General features: G+C 71.4%; 15 protein-coding genes, 2 tRNA genes, 1 pseudogene and 1 riboswitch. Of the genes and pseudogenes, 10 read left to right on the forward strand and 8 right to left on the reverse strand.

The genetic code is table 11. The annotated features are described in order from the left end of the window. The 4 genes and pseudogenes from EZM51_RS16130 to EZM51_RS16145 all read left to right on the forward strand — a co-directional run. A pseudogene (locus EZM51_RS16130) lies at nucleotides 1-174 on the forward strand (IS256 family transposase); the annotation flags it as partial. A 103-nt stretch (nucleotides 175-277) separates the two neighbouring features. Next, nucleotides 278-1285 carry an aldo/keto reductase gene (locus tag EZM51_RS16135; protein WP_136709341.1) on the forward strand — a complete coding sequence of 336 codons (1008 nt, stop codon included), beginning with the start codon at nucleotides 278-280 and terminating at the stop codon, nucleotides 1283-1285. Between the two features lie 114 nt (nucleotides 1286-1399). Beyond that, a complete protein-coding gene (locus EZM51_RS16140; protein ID WP_136709342.1) occupies nucleotides 1400-1651 on the forward strand; it encodes a hypothetical protein in 252 nt (83 codons plus the stop codon). Nucleotides 1652-1725: 74 nt separating this feature from the next. Beyond that, nucleotides 1726-2370: a hypothetical protein gene (locus EZM51_RS16145; RefSeq protein ID WP_136709343.1), complete on the forward strand. Its 645-nt coding sequence runs from the start codon at nucleotides 1726-1728 to the stop codon at nucleotides 2368-2370. Between the two features lie 31 nt (nucleotides 2371-2401). Here the strand turns inward: EZM51_RS16145 and nadE are convergent, their stop codons facing one another. Then, on the reverse strand, nucleotides 2402-3223 hold the full coding sequence (gene nadE / locus EZM51_RS16150; protein WP_136709344.1) for an ammonia-dependent NAD(+) synthetase: 822 nt from the start codon (nucleotides 3221-3223) through the stop codon (nucleotides 2402-2404). Between the two features lie 135 nt (nucleotides 3224-3358). Here nadE and EZM51_RS16155 point away from each other — a divergent pair, with 135 nt between their 5' ends. From EZM51_RS16155 to EZM51_RS16180, 6 genes are all read left to right on the forward strand, one after another. Continuing rightward, nucleotides 3359-4600: a cation:proton antiporter gene (locus EZM51_RS16155; RefSeq protein ID WP_136709345.1), complete on the forward strand. Its 1242-nt coding sequence runs from the start codon at nucleotides 3359-3361 to the stop codon at nucleotides 4598-4600. A 49-nt stretch (nucleotides 4601-4649) separates the two neighbouring features. After that, nucleotides 4650-4722, forward strand: a tRNA-Arg gene (locus EZM51_RS16160). Nucleotides 4723-4776: 54 nt separating this feature from the next. Next, nucleotides 4777-5397 (forward strand): oligoribonuclease, encoded by a 621-nt coding sequence (orn, locus tag EZM51_RS16165; RefSeq protein WP_136709346.1) that lies wholly within the window; start codon nucleotides 4777-4779, stop codon nucleotides 5395-5397. 43 nt (nucleotides 5398-5440) lie between these two features. Then, nucleotides 5441-5516, forward strand: a tRNA-His gene (locus EZM51_RS16170). A 98-nt stretch (nucleotides 5517-5614) separates the two neighbouring features. Beyond that, nucleotides 5615-5962 (forward strand): metallopeptidase family protein, encoded by a 348-nt coding sequence (locus tag EZM51_RS16175; RefSeq protein WP_136709347.1) that lies wholly within the window; start codon nucleotides 5615-5617, stop codon nucleotides 5960-5962. Nucleotides 5963-5986: 24 nt separating this feature from the next. Beyond that, nucleotides 5987-7243 (forward strand): serine hydrolase, encoded by a 1257-nt coding sequence (locus EZM51_RS16180; protein ID WP_136709348.1) that lies wholly within the window; start codon nucleotides 5987-5989, stop codon nucleotides 7241-7243. Nucleotides 7244-7287: 44 nt separating this feature from the next. Here the strand turns inward: EZM51_RS16180 and EZM51_RS16185 are convergent, their stop codons facing one another. From EZM51_RS16185 to EZM51_RS16215, 7 genes are all read right to left on the reverse strand, one after another. Then, nucleotides 7288-7548: a hypothetical protein gene (locus EZM51_RS16185; protein WP_136709349.1), complete on the reverse strand. Its 261-nt coding sequence runs from the start codon at nucleotides 7546-7548 to the stop codon at nucleotides 7288-7290. Between the two features lie 9 nt (nucleotides 7549-7557). Beyond that, the gene (locus tag EZM51_RS16190; RefSeq protein ID WP_211195955.1) at nucleotides 7558-8148 is read right to left on the reverse strand and encodes an ATP-binding protein; all 591 of its coding nucleotides are present in this window, start codon (nucleotides 8146-8148) and stop codon (nucleotides 7558-7560) included. Continuing rightward, nucleotides 8132-8914: an energy-coupling factor transporter transmembrane component T gene (locus EZM51_RS16195; RefSeq protein WP_136709350.1), complete on the reverse strand. Its 783-nt coding sequence runs from the start codon at nucleotides 8912-8914 to the stop codon at nucleotides 8132-8134. The genes EZM51_RS16190 and EZM51_RS16195 overlap by 17 nt, the downstream gene beginning before the upstream one ends. After that, nucleotides 8911-10431: an ATP-binding cassette domain-containing protein gene (locus EZM51_RS16200; protein WP_248305710.1), complete on the reverse strand. Its 1521-nt coding sequence runs from the start codon at nucleotides 10429-10431 to the stop codon at nucleotides 8911-8913. The genes EZM51_RS16195 and EZM51_RS16200 overlap by 4 nt, the downstream gene beginning before the upstream one ends. A gap of 1 nt (nucleotide 10432) precedes the next feature. Beyond that, nucleotides 10433-11059 carry an ECF transporter S component gene (locus EZM51_RS16205; protein ID WP_136709351.1) on the reverse strand — a complete coding sequence of 209 codons (627 nt, stop codon included), beginning with the start codon at nucleotides 11057-11059 and terminating at the stop codon, nucleotides 10433-10435. A gap of 37 nt (nucleotides 11060-11096) precedes the next feature. Then, nucleotides 11097-11206, reverse strand: a riboswitch (TPP riboswitch). 35 nt (nucleotides 11207-11241) lie between these two features. Beyond that, entirely contained in the window at nucleotides 11242-11574 is a 333-nt protein-coding gene (locus tag EZM51_RS16210) for a hypothetical protein (protein WP_136709352.1), read from the reverse strand. A 30-nt stretch (nucleotides 11575-11604) separates the two neighbouring features. Beyond that, nucleotides 11605-12900, reverse strand: coding sequence for a DNA polymerase IV (locus EZM51_RS16215; RefSeq protein WP_136709353.1), 1296 nt, complete (start codon nucleotides 12898-12900; stop codon nucleotides 11605-11607). Nucleotide 12901: the final 1 nt, after the last annotated feature.

Consider the following 12901-nt stretch of genomic DNA (forward strand, 5'->3'; position numbering starts at 1 on the left):
ATCTGCGACATCGAGGACAAGCGCGCCCGAGCCCGCGAGAAGGAACGCGGGCTACCCGCCGACAAACGCAAGGCCAGCGGCAGGCTCATCGAGGGCAACATCACCACGAACTGGAAACAGGCCCTCGAACAACTCGCGCTCGTCTACCCCGAACGCATCAACCCCCACCTCTAACCACCATCCCCGTACCCGCTTACACAGACAACTTGACAAGCCCCGAGGCACCAGAAGCAGCCCCCGGCCAGAACGTAGCTCTCCATCGCCATAGAGTAACGGCATGACCTTCGTCGCCGCTCAGGAACGCTATGACCGCATGCGCTACAACCGGGTCGGCCGAAGCGGACTGAAGCTCCCCGCGCTCTCGCTCGGCCTGTGGCACAACTTCGGCCACGGGCGCCCGCTCGACACGCAGCGCGTGATCGTACGGCGAGCGTTCGACCTCGGCGTCACCCATTTCGACCTCGCGAACAACTACGGTCCGCCCGCCGGGAGCGCCGAAGAGAACTTCGGCCGTCTGCTCGCCACCGACCTCGCGCCGTACCGCGACGAGCTCATCATCTCGTCGAAGGCCGGATACGACATGTGGGCCGGACCGTACGGCGACTTCGGGTCGCGCAAGCACCTGCTCGCCTCGCTCGACCAGAGCCTCGGCCGGCTCGGACTCGACTACGTCGACGTCTTCTACTCTCACCGACCCGATCCCGAGACCCCCGTCGAGGAGACGATGGGCGCGCTCGCCCACGCGGTGCGCCAGGGGAAGGCGCTCTACGTCGGCATCTCCAACTACGACCCCGAGCAGACCCGCGCGGCCGCGGCGGCCCTCGAGTCCGAGGGCGTGCCGCTCACGATCCACCAGCCGCGCTACTCGATGTTCGACCGCCACATCGAGGACGGCCTCTTCCCGGTGCTCGAGGAGGTCGGCGCGGCGAGCATCGTGTTCTCGCCGCTGGCGCAGGGCCTGCTCACCGATCGCTACCTCTCGGGCGACGTGCCTGCGGACTCTCGTGCGGCGACCAGCCGATTCCTCTCGGCGGAGCGCATCAGCCCCGATTACCTCGAACGCGTGCGCGGTCTCGAGGAGATCGCAACCGAGCGGGGCCAGACGATCGCCCAGCTCGCCCTCTCGTGGGTGCTGCGCGAGCCGCTCGTCGCGAGCGCACTCATCGGCGCCTCGAGCGTGGCGCAGCTCGAGCAGAACATCGCGGCCCTCGACGCGCCGGCGCTCACCGACGACGAGATCTCACGCATCGAGCCCTTCGCCGCGCACGGCACCGTGCTCGCCTGAGCAGGGCCGGCCCGCGAACCTCCCACCGTGGTCCGTCGCCCCGCGACGGATGACGGTGGGTCCGCGTACCGTCGAACCAGACGCAGGGCCGGCTGCACGAGGAGAGGAGCGACGATGTCCGTCACCATGCTCGCACGGCCCCGCGAGAGCTTCCCCGCCCGGGTGCCCGGGCTCACGATCACGCAGGCGGCGCCGTCGCTCTGGCGGGTCTCGCGCACCGGCGGACCCGTGCTGGGGCATATCGAGCGCCATGAGGTCGGCGGGCTCGAACGCTGGGCGGCACGCCGACTCGTGGCCGGCGGCATCCGGTCGATGCCCCTCGGGGAGTTCTGGTCGGCGCCCGACGCCGCCGAGTGCTTCCGTTGACCGCCCCGACCCCTGATCCGGGCACGCCGTGCGGCATCGACCGCGTGGCGCATCGGCGACGTTAGCCTTCGCTCATGGAGTGGTGGAACGACCTCATCTCATGGCTCACCTCGAGCGCCGCGCGCCCGACCGTGTTCGCCGCGGTGGTGCTGTTCGTCTCGGTGCTCGCGTCGGGCCTTCTCGCGGCCTGGATCGCCGGCACCGCGGTTCGCCGCGTCGTGGCGCAGCGCGACCGCGAGGCCAAGGCCGCGGCGATCGCCGCGCTCGTCGATTCCGCGACCGAGGCCTCGGTGTGGAACTCGCTCACGCCGCAGGAACAGGTGCTCGCCGACCGCATGGTCGGGCAGGCCGACATCCAGGTGCGGCTGCTGCCCGTCCGCGGATCCGACGTCGCCGCGAACTGGGCGGCCCACCAGTTGCACGAACTCAAGCGGGCGTCCGCCACGTTCGGCTACCAGCTCGACCCCGCCGTCGTCGAGTTCCGCGACCGGCTGCTCGCGTGGGAGCGGCATCCGTCACGCACCCGGAAGCAGTTCCAGGACGACCTCGTGCGGTGGCGGACCCAACGCCAGGAGCCCGAGCAGGCCGCGGTCGAGGCGCAGGACGCCTGGGTCGCCGAGCAGCACCACGCACGGTATCAGGGCACCGCCACCATCGACCCGGCGCCACGGGCGAACGACACGGCTCCGACGCCCACCCTCGACGACGCGCGCGCCTGAGGATCGGGCGGCGCGCCCGAGGGTCAGGCGGTCAGATCCACCAATCGTCGAACATCGAGACGGGCACCGCCCGCTTGTGGCGCGTGTCGAGGAATCGCGCCTCGATGCGCTCGGCGATCCCGGCGTCGATCTCCTCGCCCTCGAGGTACGCGTCGATGTCGTGATACTTCAGGCCCAGGTTCGCCTCGTCGGCCTGACCGGGATCGTGGTCGAGGAGGTCGGCCGTGGGGACCTTGAGGTAGAGCCGCTCGGGGGCTCCGAGGTGCTGGAGCATGGCCCGACCCTGCCGCTTCGTCAGGCCGGTGAGCGGCAGGATGTCGGCGCCGCCGTCGCCGTACTTCGTGAAGAACCCCGTGACCGCCTCGGCGGCGTGGTCGGTGCCCACCACGAGCAGGCGGGCCTCACCCGCGATCGCGTACTGGGCGACCATGCGCATGCGGGCCTTGACGTTGCCCTTGCCGAAGTCGGTCAGGGCGATGCCGGTCGCCTCGCCGACCTCCTCGGCGAGCTCGTCGACGGGCTCCATGATGTTGAAGACCATCGTCTCGGCCGGCTGCACGAAGTCGAGCGCCACCTGCGCGTCGGCCTCATCGCGCTGCACGCCGTAGGGCAGGCGAACCGCGACGAACCGCACCGGGTCGCCCTCCGCGGCGAGTTCCTCCACCGCCAGCCGGCACAGCCGGCCGGCGAGCGAGGAGTCCTGCCCACCGCTGATGCCGAGGACGAAGCCGGCCGCACCGGTGGTGCGCAGGTAGGTCTTCAGGAAGTCGATCCGGGCGCGCACCTGCTCGGCGGGGTCGATGGCCGGGCTGACGTGGAGCTCTTCGATGATTCTCGCCTGCAGGTCGCGCATGCCACGACGATACCGCCGCGATGTTTCGTGCACGAAACGCCGAAACGCACGGACCGCGGACCCGCACCCCGAGACGCTCGCTCCGATACCATCTCGGCAGGCGCAGATGGGCGCGAGCTGGATCCGGGGGGCGCGGTGGAGTACACGATCGGCACGCTGGTGCTGTTCCCCGCCGTCGCCATCACGGCTCCGCTCCTGGTGCGGGCCGTCTCCCGCTGGATCGCGATTCCGCTCGTCGTGTTCGAGATCCTGCTGGGGCTCCTGCTCGGTCCGGCGATGCTCGGCTGGATCGTGCCCGACCAGCTGATGGCGTTCCTCGCGGACTTCGGCCTCGCCATGCTCTTCTTCCTCGCCGGCAATGAGATCGACTTCCGCGCCATCCGAGGCCGGCCGCTCACCAGGGCGGCGATCGGCTGGATCATCTCGCTCGCCGCCGGCATCGGGATCGCCGCACTGCTCTCACCCGACCTCGCCGCCGCCGGATTCATCGGCATCGCGCTCACGTCGACGGCGCTCGGCACGATCATGCCCGTCCTCCGAGACTCCGGAGATCTTCGGACGCCGTTCGGGATCTCGGTGATCGCGCTCGGCGCGATCGGCGAATTCGGCCCGCTGCTGGCGATCTCGCTCTTCCTGAGCGGTCGTTCGCCCCTCACCGCCGCGCTCGTGCTCGTCGCGTTCGCCCTGATCGCCGGTGCCGCCATCTGGCTCGCCGCGCGCGGCGTCGGCCGACGCCTCCACCGCATCATCGGCGCCACCATGCACACGAGCGGCCAGTTCGCCGTTCGCCTCGTCGTGCTCGTCCTCGTGGCGCTCATCGCGCTCAGCGTCGAACTCGGACTCGACATACTGCTCGGGGCGTTCACGGCCGGGGTGCTCTACCGCCTCATCCTGTCGGGCGCGCCCGACCGAGACGTCGAATTCATCGAGGGCAAGGTCGAGGCACTCGGCTACGGGTTCCTCGTGCCGATCTTCTTCATCGCCACAGGGGTCACGTTCGACCTGGAGGCGTTGGTCGGCGACGTGCGCACCCTCGTGCTCCTGCCGGTCTTCCTCGTCCTGTTCCTCGTCGTCCGCGGCGTGCCGTCGATGTTCGCGGCACCGCCCGGGTCGAGTCGTCGCGATCTCGCCGCGACGGCGCTGTTCGGCGCAACCGGACTGCCGATCATCGTCGCCGTCACCGCCATCGGCGTCGACGCGGGCGACCTCTCGAGCGGCACCGCGGCCGCGCTCGTCGGCGCCGGCATGCTCTCGGTGCTCCTGTTCCCGCTCATCGCACTCGCCCTGCACCGGCCATCGGCGGATGCCCCGAGCCGCCGCGCGCCGGATGCCCCGAGCCCGGGCGTCGACGACGAGCACGTGCCCGCCGACGACTGACGACGGCATTCGATCCCGGTCGATATGCTGTCAGTGCGTCGCTCCACCGCCCCCCGTAGCTCAGTGGACAGAGCAGGTGGTTTCTACCCACTTGGTCGGGAGTTCGAATCTCTCCGGGGGGACGCCCGCTCCGCCGCCGCGGCGGCCATGTCCGACCGCCCCGGTAGACTCGGCGCATGGCAACCTCGAGCGACCGACTGGTCTGGATCGACTGCGAGATGACCGGGCTCGACCTCGAGGTCGATGAGCTCGTCGAGATCGCGGTCGTCATCACCGACTACGACCTCAACCCCGTCGACGGCGGCCTCGACATCGTCATCAAGCCCGACGCGAGCGCCCTCGAGTCGATGGGCGAGTTCGTGCGCGCCATGCACACCGAGTCCGGACTGATCGAGGAGATCCCCAACGGCGTGAGCGTCGCCGAGGCGGAGTACGAGGTGCTCGAATACGTGCTGAAGCATGTTCCCGACGAGCAGAAGGCCCCGCTCGCGGGGAACTCGATCGGCACCGACCGCGCCTTCCTCGCGAAGTTCATGCCCCGCCTCGACGGGCACCTGCACTACCGCAACGTCGACGTCTCCTCCATCAAGGAGCTGTCGAAGCGCTGGTACCCTCGCGCGTACTTCAACTCTCCCGCGAAGAACGGCGGCCACCGGGCCCTCGCCGACATCCTCGAGTCCATTCGCGAGCTCCAGTACTACCGCCGAGCGATCTTCGTCGCCGAGCCCGGTCCGTCGAGCCAGGAGCTGCAGACGCTCGCCGCCTCCGTCGTGGACGAGTTCGAGGCCAAGGTGTAGTAATCTTTTTGAGTTGCCCGATCGCTTCGGCGGTCGACACATGGTGGGTATAGCTCAGTCGGTAGAGCGCCTGGTTGTGGTCCAGGAGGTCGCGGGTTCAAGCCCCGTTACTCACCCCAAGAGCGCCTGGTTGTGGTGCAGTATTCACAACCAGGTCGCGGGTTCAAGCCCCGTTACTCACCCCAAGTCTTCTCTCCGCCACCGATCGGAGCCGTGCGTGCACCTCGATGCCGAAGCGTTCGAGGCCCTCGTGGTCGACGAACTCGACCGCCTGCCCGACGAGATGGTCGACGGACTCGAGAACGTCGTCTTCGTCGTCGAGGACCGCCCCGAAGACGGATCGCTCGACCTGCTCGGCCTCTACGACGGGTTCGCGCTCACGGAACGCGACCGATACGGCCTCGGCGAGATGCCCGACCGGATCATCCTCTACCGCGAGCCGCTGCTCGCGATCGCCGACGACGAAGCGGAACTGCGAGACGAGATCCACGTCACGCTCGTGCACGAGATCGCGCATTTCTACGGCATCGACGACGACCGGCTGCACGACCTGGGCTGGGCGTGAGGCTCGCCGCGTTACGCTGATGCCATGACCTCCCCCGGCCGCATCGTCGGCATCGTCGTCGGCGCGCTGGCCATCCTCGGCGTGGGCGTATACGGCCCGGCCATGCTCCTGGGGCCGCTGCCCGACGTCGACGTGCGTCTCGAGCCGACCGCGGCCGCGACATCCGAGGTTCCCGCACTCGTGCTGCCCGACACGGGCGCCAGCGCGCTCGCGGTACTGGCCGACGACGGCACCGGCGAGACCGTCGCGACCGCAGGCGAGACCGGTGCCGTGCCCATCGGCGGCGCGGCGAAGCTCGTGACGCTGCTCGTGACGCTCGACTCGCTGCCCCTCCCCGCCGACGGCGAGGGTCCCGGCATCCCCATCGGCCCCGCGGACTACACCGACTACCTGCGATACTCGGCCGAGGGATCCCGCGTGCTCCAGGTCTCCCCCGGCGAGACCTGGACCCAGCGCGACGTGGTGCGCGCCGTGCTGCTCGCGTCGAGCAACAACCACGCCGACACGCTCGTGCGGTGGGCGTTCGGCGACCTGGGCCCCTACGTCGACCAGGCGAACGAGTGGCTCGACGAACACGGCTTCACCCAGACCCGCGTCGACGACGCGACCGGGTTGTCGGGCGACAACGTCGGCACCGCCGACGAGCTCGCCCGGCTCGCGGGGCTCGTACTGGCCGATCCGGCGCTCGCGGCGATGCTCGAGGACCCCGAGCAGGCGCCGCCCGCCGCGCGCCGGGTCCCCGACGTCGTCGACCGGTCCGAGAGCGGAGACATCCGCGCGATCACGCGGAGCTTCACCGATCAGGCCGCGCTCAGCTACGTGTTCACCACCGAACTGCCGGTCGCCGTGGGCGCCGACGGGGAGCCGACGCGCATCACGGGCGCCATGCTGCTGATGCCCGACTACGAGACGCTCGACCCCGCCGTCGCCGCCGCGGTCGAATCGGCGATCGCCGCCGCCGCACCGGTCACCGTCATCGAGGCCGGCACGCGGTACGCCCAGGCGGTGGCGCCGTGGGGCGACCGCGCCGACGTGGTCGCGTCGGTCAGCCGAACGGATGCCGCGTGGGGCAACGCGTTCGGCGAGGCATCCGTCGACGTCCAGGCGTTCTCGACCGCGCCCGACGGACGCGAGGTGGGCCGCGTGACCGTGTCGACCGCGACCGGTGAGCTGGCGTCGCCGCTGACGCTGTCTGGCGACATCCGCGACCCGGGTCCGGTGTGGCGGCTCACGAACCCGGCGCCGCTCATCGGCGCCTTCCTCGCGAGCCAAGCGGGCTGACGGCGCACCGGCGCCCCCTGCGCACGGCAGGCGGGCGTCGATCGTCAGTCGTTGTCGTCTTGGTCGAACTCCACCGGGTCGGAGTCGTCGGCGTCGAACTTGAAGCGCACGCGCAGCTGGCCGTTCACCTCGCGCTGCTCCACGGCGTCGTACCAGAAGAGGGACTCGAGTCCGTCGACGGCGGCCATCATGCCGACACGGGTCTCTGGCTTGCCGCCGACGAGCGCCCGATGCTCGAAGTCGCCCTCGAGTGGGCCGTCGATGAACTCGGCGACGTAGTCGGTCTTTGCCGTGTCTGCGCTCATGTGTCTACGTTAGCGCGGCGATGCGTCGGGCACCGCACGCACGCGGAGGTCGGCGCGGCGCTCGGGCGATCGGCGGCGCACGTACCGGCGCCACTGGCGTTCCCAGAGCTCCCAGAACGGGTCGTAGGCGCCGTCGTCGCGATCGAGCGCCCGCCGCTTTCGGAGCGCATCCGGCGCGTCGACCCAGACGCGCAGGGCGTCGGGCTCCCCGTCGCCGACGACGAACGCGCCGCAACCCTCCACGATGAGCGGACCGCCGGGGCGGAGCCGCTCGAGCGAGCCGGGCCTGGCCCGCGCCCAGTCCCAGCGACGCCAACCGCCCACCCCGCCACGGCGCACGGGCGGCACCAGCGAGCGGGCCAGGACGACGCCCGCCTGCTCGAGACCGGACCAGCCCGGGTACACGTCGTCGAGGCGCACGAGTCGCGGCGCGCGACCGGGCCACGCCGTCCGCACCGCATCGGCAAGGGTGCTCTTGCCCGCCCCGCTCGGCCCATCGATGAGCAGGAGGGGACCGCGGGTGCCGCGAAGCCGCTCGAGCACGGCGGACACCGACGCCGTCGCGACCCGATCGGCCGCGACCTCACGCCGCCCAGACAACGTTCCACGTTCCCGCGAGGATCGCGGCCGTCGCCGCGATCGCCGCGACGAGGCATCCGACCGCGATGACCGACCACTCGACCGCGCCGAATCGCGCGGTCCTCGCCCAGGTGCGGTCCACGGGCGCACCGAAACCACGTGCCTCCATCGCCGTGGCCAACGTCGAACCGCGACGGATGGCGAGCACGAGCAGCGCGAACGCCTGGCCGAGCCCGCGCCGGACGATGCCGTGGTCGGCGACGCCCCTGGCCCGGCGAGCGAGCCGGAGCGTGCGCCAGTCGTCCACGCTCGACCCGACGAGGCGGAGGCCCGCGAGCGCCCCGAGCACGAACCGCGATGGCAGGTGCAGGGTCTGCGCGAGTCCGTCGGCGAGGTCGGTGGGGTCGATGGTCAGGAACAGCACCACGGCGGGAAGGGCGATCGCGATGACGCGCGTCATGGTGGCGAGGCCGATGAGGAGCGACCCCTCGGTGACGTGGATGACCCCGAACTGCCAGTACGTCTCACCCGACGGCGCCCCGTAGAGCACCATGCTGAGACCGGTGAGCGGTGCGGCGATCCAGATCGGAAGCGTCCGCGGCGACCACACGAGCGGGCCGAGTCCGACGAGCGCGAAGACCAGCAGTTCGCAGGCGATCGCGACGGCCGCAGAGACGGGATCGAGGGTGAGCACGAGCACGATGCTGAGCGGCACGGTCGCGGCGACCTTCGCGACCGGATTCACGGCCGCGAGCGGCAGGCCGGGGCGAACGGAGGCGATGCTCATCGACGTGCCTCCCCGGAGGCCGTTCCCGCGGGCGCGACCCGTTCGTCGCCCGCCGGCCGGTGCAGCTCGAGCCGACGGTCGGCGACGGCGTCGACGAAGGCCTCGTCGTGCGTCACCGCGACGACGCCGACGCCGTCGTCGCGCAGGGCCACGATGAGCCGCGCCAACTCGCGCCAGGTGTTCGCGTCCTGGCCGAACGTGGGCTCGTCGAGCACGAGCATCCGCGGTCTCGTGGCGAGCGCCGTGGCGACCGATAGCCGCCGCTTCTCGCCGCCCGACAGCGTGAACGGGTTGACGCCTTCGAGCCGGTCGAGGCGCAACGAATGCAGCAGCGCTTCGGTACGCGCGTCCACCTCCGCCGCGGGCAGCTTCAGCGCGCGCGGCCCGACCTCGAGTTCGGCGCGCACCGAACCCGCGAGGAACTGGTGCTCGGGGCTCTGGAACACCGTGCCGATACGGGTGAGGAGCTCGCGCGACCGCCAGCGCCACGGCTCGCCGTGCGCACCCTTCGCGAGCTCGGGACCCGCGATGAGCCGGCCGCCCTCGGGGCGCAGGAGTCCGGCGAGAGTCAGCGCGAGCGTCGACTTGCCGACGCCGTTCGGTCCGGTCACGGCGAGGATCCCGCCGCCGTCGACCTGCACGTCCACGCCGCGGAGCACGGGAACGCCCGGTACGCGGGCGACGTCGAGTCGATCGGCGGTGAGCAGCGGATGCCTCGACGCGGCGCCGGGGGCCGGCGCGTGCCACGGCACCTCCGACGGCAGCCACACGCCCGCGGCACGCAACTCGGCGGCCCGCGCGTCGAGCACGTCGCCGGGCGCGCCGTCGGCGATGAGCGCACCGCCCGTGCCGAGCACGATCACGCGGTCGACGAGCGGAAGCCACGTGGACACGCGGTGCTCGATCACCACGAACGTGGCGCCCGACTCCTCGGCCACGCGTGCCACGGCGTCGCGGACCTCCAGGACCCCGGCGGGGTCGAGGTTCGCCGTCGGTTCGTCGAGCAGGATCAGCCCGGGACGCATGGCCAGCACGCCCGCCAGCGCGAGGCGCTGGCGTTGTCCGCCCGAGAGCTCGGCGGTGGAGTGGTCGCGCGGCAGGTCGAGGCCCACCGCGTCGAGCGCCGCGTCGACGCGCGGCCAGATCTCCTCGCGCGGGATGCCGAGGTTCTCCAGCCCGAACGCCACGTCGTCGCCGACCCGCGCCATCACGACCTGGGCGTCGGGGTCCTGCAGCACGAGCCCCGACCGGCCGCGGGTCGCCGCGGCCGGCCGGCCATCGATGAGCAGCCGACCGGTCGCGTCGCCCTCGTCGTCTCCGCCCAGGACGCCGGCCATGCCGTGCAGCAGGGTCGACTTGCCGGATCCGGAGGCACCGAGCAGCAGCACCCGCTCGCCGGGCGCGATCTCGAGGTCGAGGTCGTGCACGGCGGGCGTGCGCCGCCCGCCGTGCCGCCAGCCCCACCCCTGCGCGGAGACCGCGGCCGCACGGGCTCCGAGCGCCTCGTGCGGAGCCACGTCAGGCCGCCCGGAGCTCGCGTCCCGCGGCGAACCGATCGAGGGCTCCCGCGCGGGCGAGACCGCGCACGGCCAACCAGGACAGCCCCCCGGCGATGAGGGCGCCGCCCACGATCGCCGAGATGACGTACACGATGGCGAAGGTCGGCGCTGCGCCCACGTACCAGAGGATCAGGTCGTTGATCGCCATGCCGAGCCCGGCGGCGGCACCGGCGAGCAGCGCGACCGGCAGGCGCCAGTTCCGGTACAGGAAGAGCGCGAAGAGGAGTTCGGCGCCCAGGCCCTGGACGAGCCCGGCCTCGATGGTGAGCAGGCCGCCCCACTGGCTGCCGATGAGCGCGGAGACGATCGCCGCGACGAGTTCGGTGTAGAGCGCGGCGCCCGGCTTGCGGATGATGAGCGCACCGAGCACGCCCGCCACGAGCCAGACGGCGGCCGGCGCGGCCTGGAGGCCGGGAAGGAGCGCCTCGATGGGTGCCGAGATCGGTCCCCAGACGACGCCCCAGGCCCAGAAGATCACGCCGACGGCGACGCCGACGACGCTCGCGACGACGATGTCGACGACCCGCCAGCGGAAGCGGCGCGAGCCGGTCGCGGTGGATTCGGATGAGGTGACGGTTGCGTGCACTGTTCGTGCCCTTTCTGTTCGTTGAAAGAGGCACGGGATTGAGATGTGATGCCCTCCCTGCGCTGGCATGACCCAGATCAGGTTCGACGGTCGAAGGTTGAGAACCTTCCTCTCAGCCCGGCTCACCGGACTCCCGTGTTCGCCACCGAGTATACGCCGCGACGTGGCGGCTCCGGCACGGGTCAGCGCTTGAGGGCGCGGATGACCACCTTCAGGGCCTTGCCGGTCACCCAGACGAGCGGAGTCACCACGAGGAGCAGCCCGATGAGGTTCGGTTCGAATCGAACGTCGCCGCCGCGACCGACATATGCGCCCAGCGGAATCGAAACGCCGCCGCCACCGCCGCCGCTGCCCTCGTCGCCCTTGTCGTCCTTGCCGCCGCCGGCCCCGAAGCCGTAGTAGCCGAGGGCCACGGGCACGATCTTGGTGCCGTCGATGTCGACCGTCTCCCCGTACGAGGTCTTCACGCCGACGCCGGCGACGGTCTCTGCGAGTTCCAGTACGAGTTCAGCCATGCGGGCCACGCTACTCGCCCGTGGTGCGGGCTACCACCCCCACCCGGCAGCGGCCGCCGCGGCGTCGTCGTCGTCGGGGTCGGTGCCGGGGCGCGGCCGTTCGCTCCGACGCTCCCCTCCGGGCCGCACGAGCGTGGCGGGACGCACGGCGCCGGTGCCGAACTTCGCGGTGACCTCGTCGATCGTGCGTTCGGCGTCGCGCCACTCCTCGTCGGGATCCCACAGCATCGCGCCGCCGCCCGACGGCCGCAGGTGCTCGGCGCGGACGCCGATGAGACGCACGCGCTCGCCGTGGCCGACGAGCTCAGCCAGGGCGTCGGATGCCTCGTCGTAGATGCGGCGCGCGACATCCGTCGGCTCGGACAGCGTGCGCGACCGCGTGACGGTGCGGAAGTCGCCGTACCGGAGCTTCAGCGTCACCGTGCGACCGAGGAGCCCGGCCTTGCGCAACCGCACCGCGACGTTGTTCGAGAGGCGGAGCAGCTCGCGCCGGATCTCGTCGGGGTCGGTGAGGTCATGGAGGAACGTGTTCTCGTGGCCGATGCTCTTCTCGGCGCGGGTGGTGTGCACGTCACGCGGATCGATGCCGTTCGCGAGCCGCCCGAGCCGAGCCGCGAGCGCAGGGCCGACGGCGCGTTCGAGCGCGTCGTGGGGCATCGCGGCGACATCGCCGACGGTGCGGAGCCCGAGCCGGCGCAGCGACTCCTCGGTGACCCGGCCGACGCCCCACAGCGCCGAGACGGGAAGCGGGTGCAGGAACGCGACCGTGTCGGCGGCGGGCACCACGAGCATCCCGTCGGGCTTCGCCCGGCTCGAGGCGACCTTGGCGACGTACTTCGTGGCCGCGACCCCGATCGAGCAGGTGAGCCCCGTCTCGGCACGCACGCGCTCGCGGATCGTCCAGGCGATCTCTGCCGGGCTGCCGTGCAGTCGCCGGGCCCCCGACACGTCGAGGAACGCCTCGTCGATCGACAGCGGCTCGACGAGCGGCGTGATCTCGCCGAAGATCTCCATGACCCGCTTCGAGTACCTCGAATAGCTGGCGTAGTCGCCGCGCAGCACGACGGCGTTCGGGCAGCGCTGCAGCGCGATCGACATCGGCATGGCGGAATTCACGCCGAACCGGCGTGCCTCGTAACTTGCCGCGGACACCACGCCGCGACCGGCGGTGCCGCCGACGAGCACCGGCTTGCCGCGGAGGTCGGGACGGCTGAGCAACTCGACCGACACGAAGAACGCGTCCATGTCGACGTGCAGGATCGGGGTCGCCGAGTCGTCGACCGGACCCGTCGTGACCTGACGCGACGAGCCGTCCTGCTTGCTCATG

The sequence above is a fragment of the Agromyces sp. H66 genome (genome assembly GCF_004959775.1).
In the GTDB taxonomy this organism is placed as follows: Bacteria; Actinomycetota; Actinomycetes; order Actinomycetales; family Microbacteriaceae; genus Agromyces.

Bases quoted from the DNA above. Each gene is read 5' to 3' on its own strand.
- EZM51_RS16210 (WP_136709352.1), bottom strand. From the start codon at position 11,574: ATGGCTGAACTCGTACTGGAACTCGCAGAGACCGTCGCCGGCGTCGGC.
- EZM51_RS16140 (WP_136709342.1), top strand. From the start codon at position 1,400: ATGTCCGTCACCATGCTCGCACGGCCCCGCGAGAGCTTCCCCGCCCGG.
- EZM51_RS16145 (WP_136709343.1), top strand. From the start codon at position 1,726: ATGGAGTGGTGGAACGACCTCATCTCATGGCTCACCTCGAGCGCCGCG.
- EZM51_RS16135 (WP_136709341.1), top strand. From the start codon at position 278: ATGACCTTCGTCGCCGCTCAGGAACGCTATGACCGCATGCGCTACAAC.
- EZM51_RS16215 (WP_136709353.1), bottom strand. From the start codon at position 12,900: ATGAGCAAGCAGGACGGCTCGTCGCGTCAGGTCACGACGGGTCCGGTC.
- EZM51_RS16195 (WP_136709350.1), bottom strand. From the start codon at position 8,914: ATGAGCATCGCCTCCGTTCGCCCCGGCCTGCCGCTCGCGGCCGTGAAT.
- EZM51_RS16185 (WP_136709349.1), bottom strand. From the start codon at position 7,548: ATGAGCGCAGACACGGCAAAGACCGACTACGTCGCCGAGTTCATCGAC.
- orn (WP_136709346.1), top strand. From the start codon at position 4,777: ATGGCAACCTCGAGCGACCGACTGGTCTGGATCGACTGCGAGATGACC.
- EZM51_RS16180 (WP_136709348.1), top strand. From the start codon at position 5,987: ATGACCTCCCCCGGCCGCATCGTCGGCATCGTCGTCGGCGCGCTGGCC.
- nadE (WP_136709344.1), bottom strand. From the start codon at position 3,223: ATGCGCGACCTGCAGGCGAGAATCATCGAAGAGCTCCACGTCAGCCCG.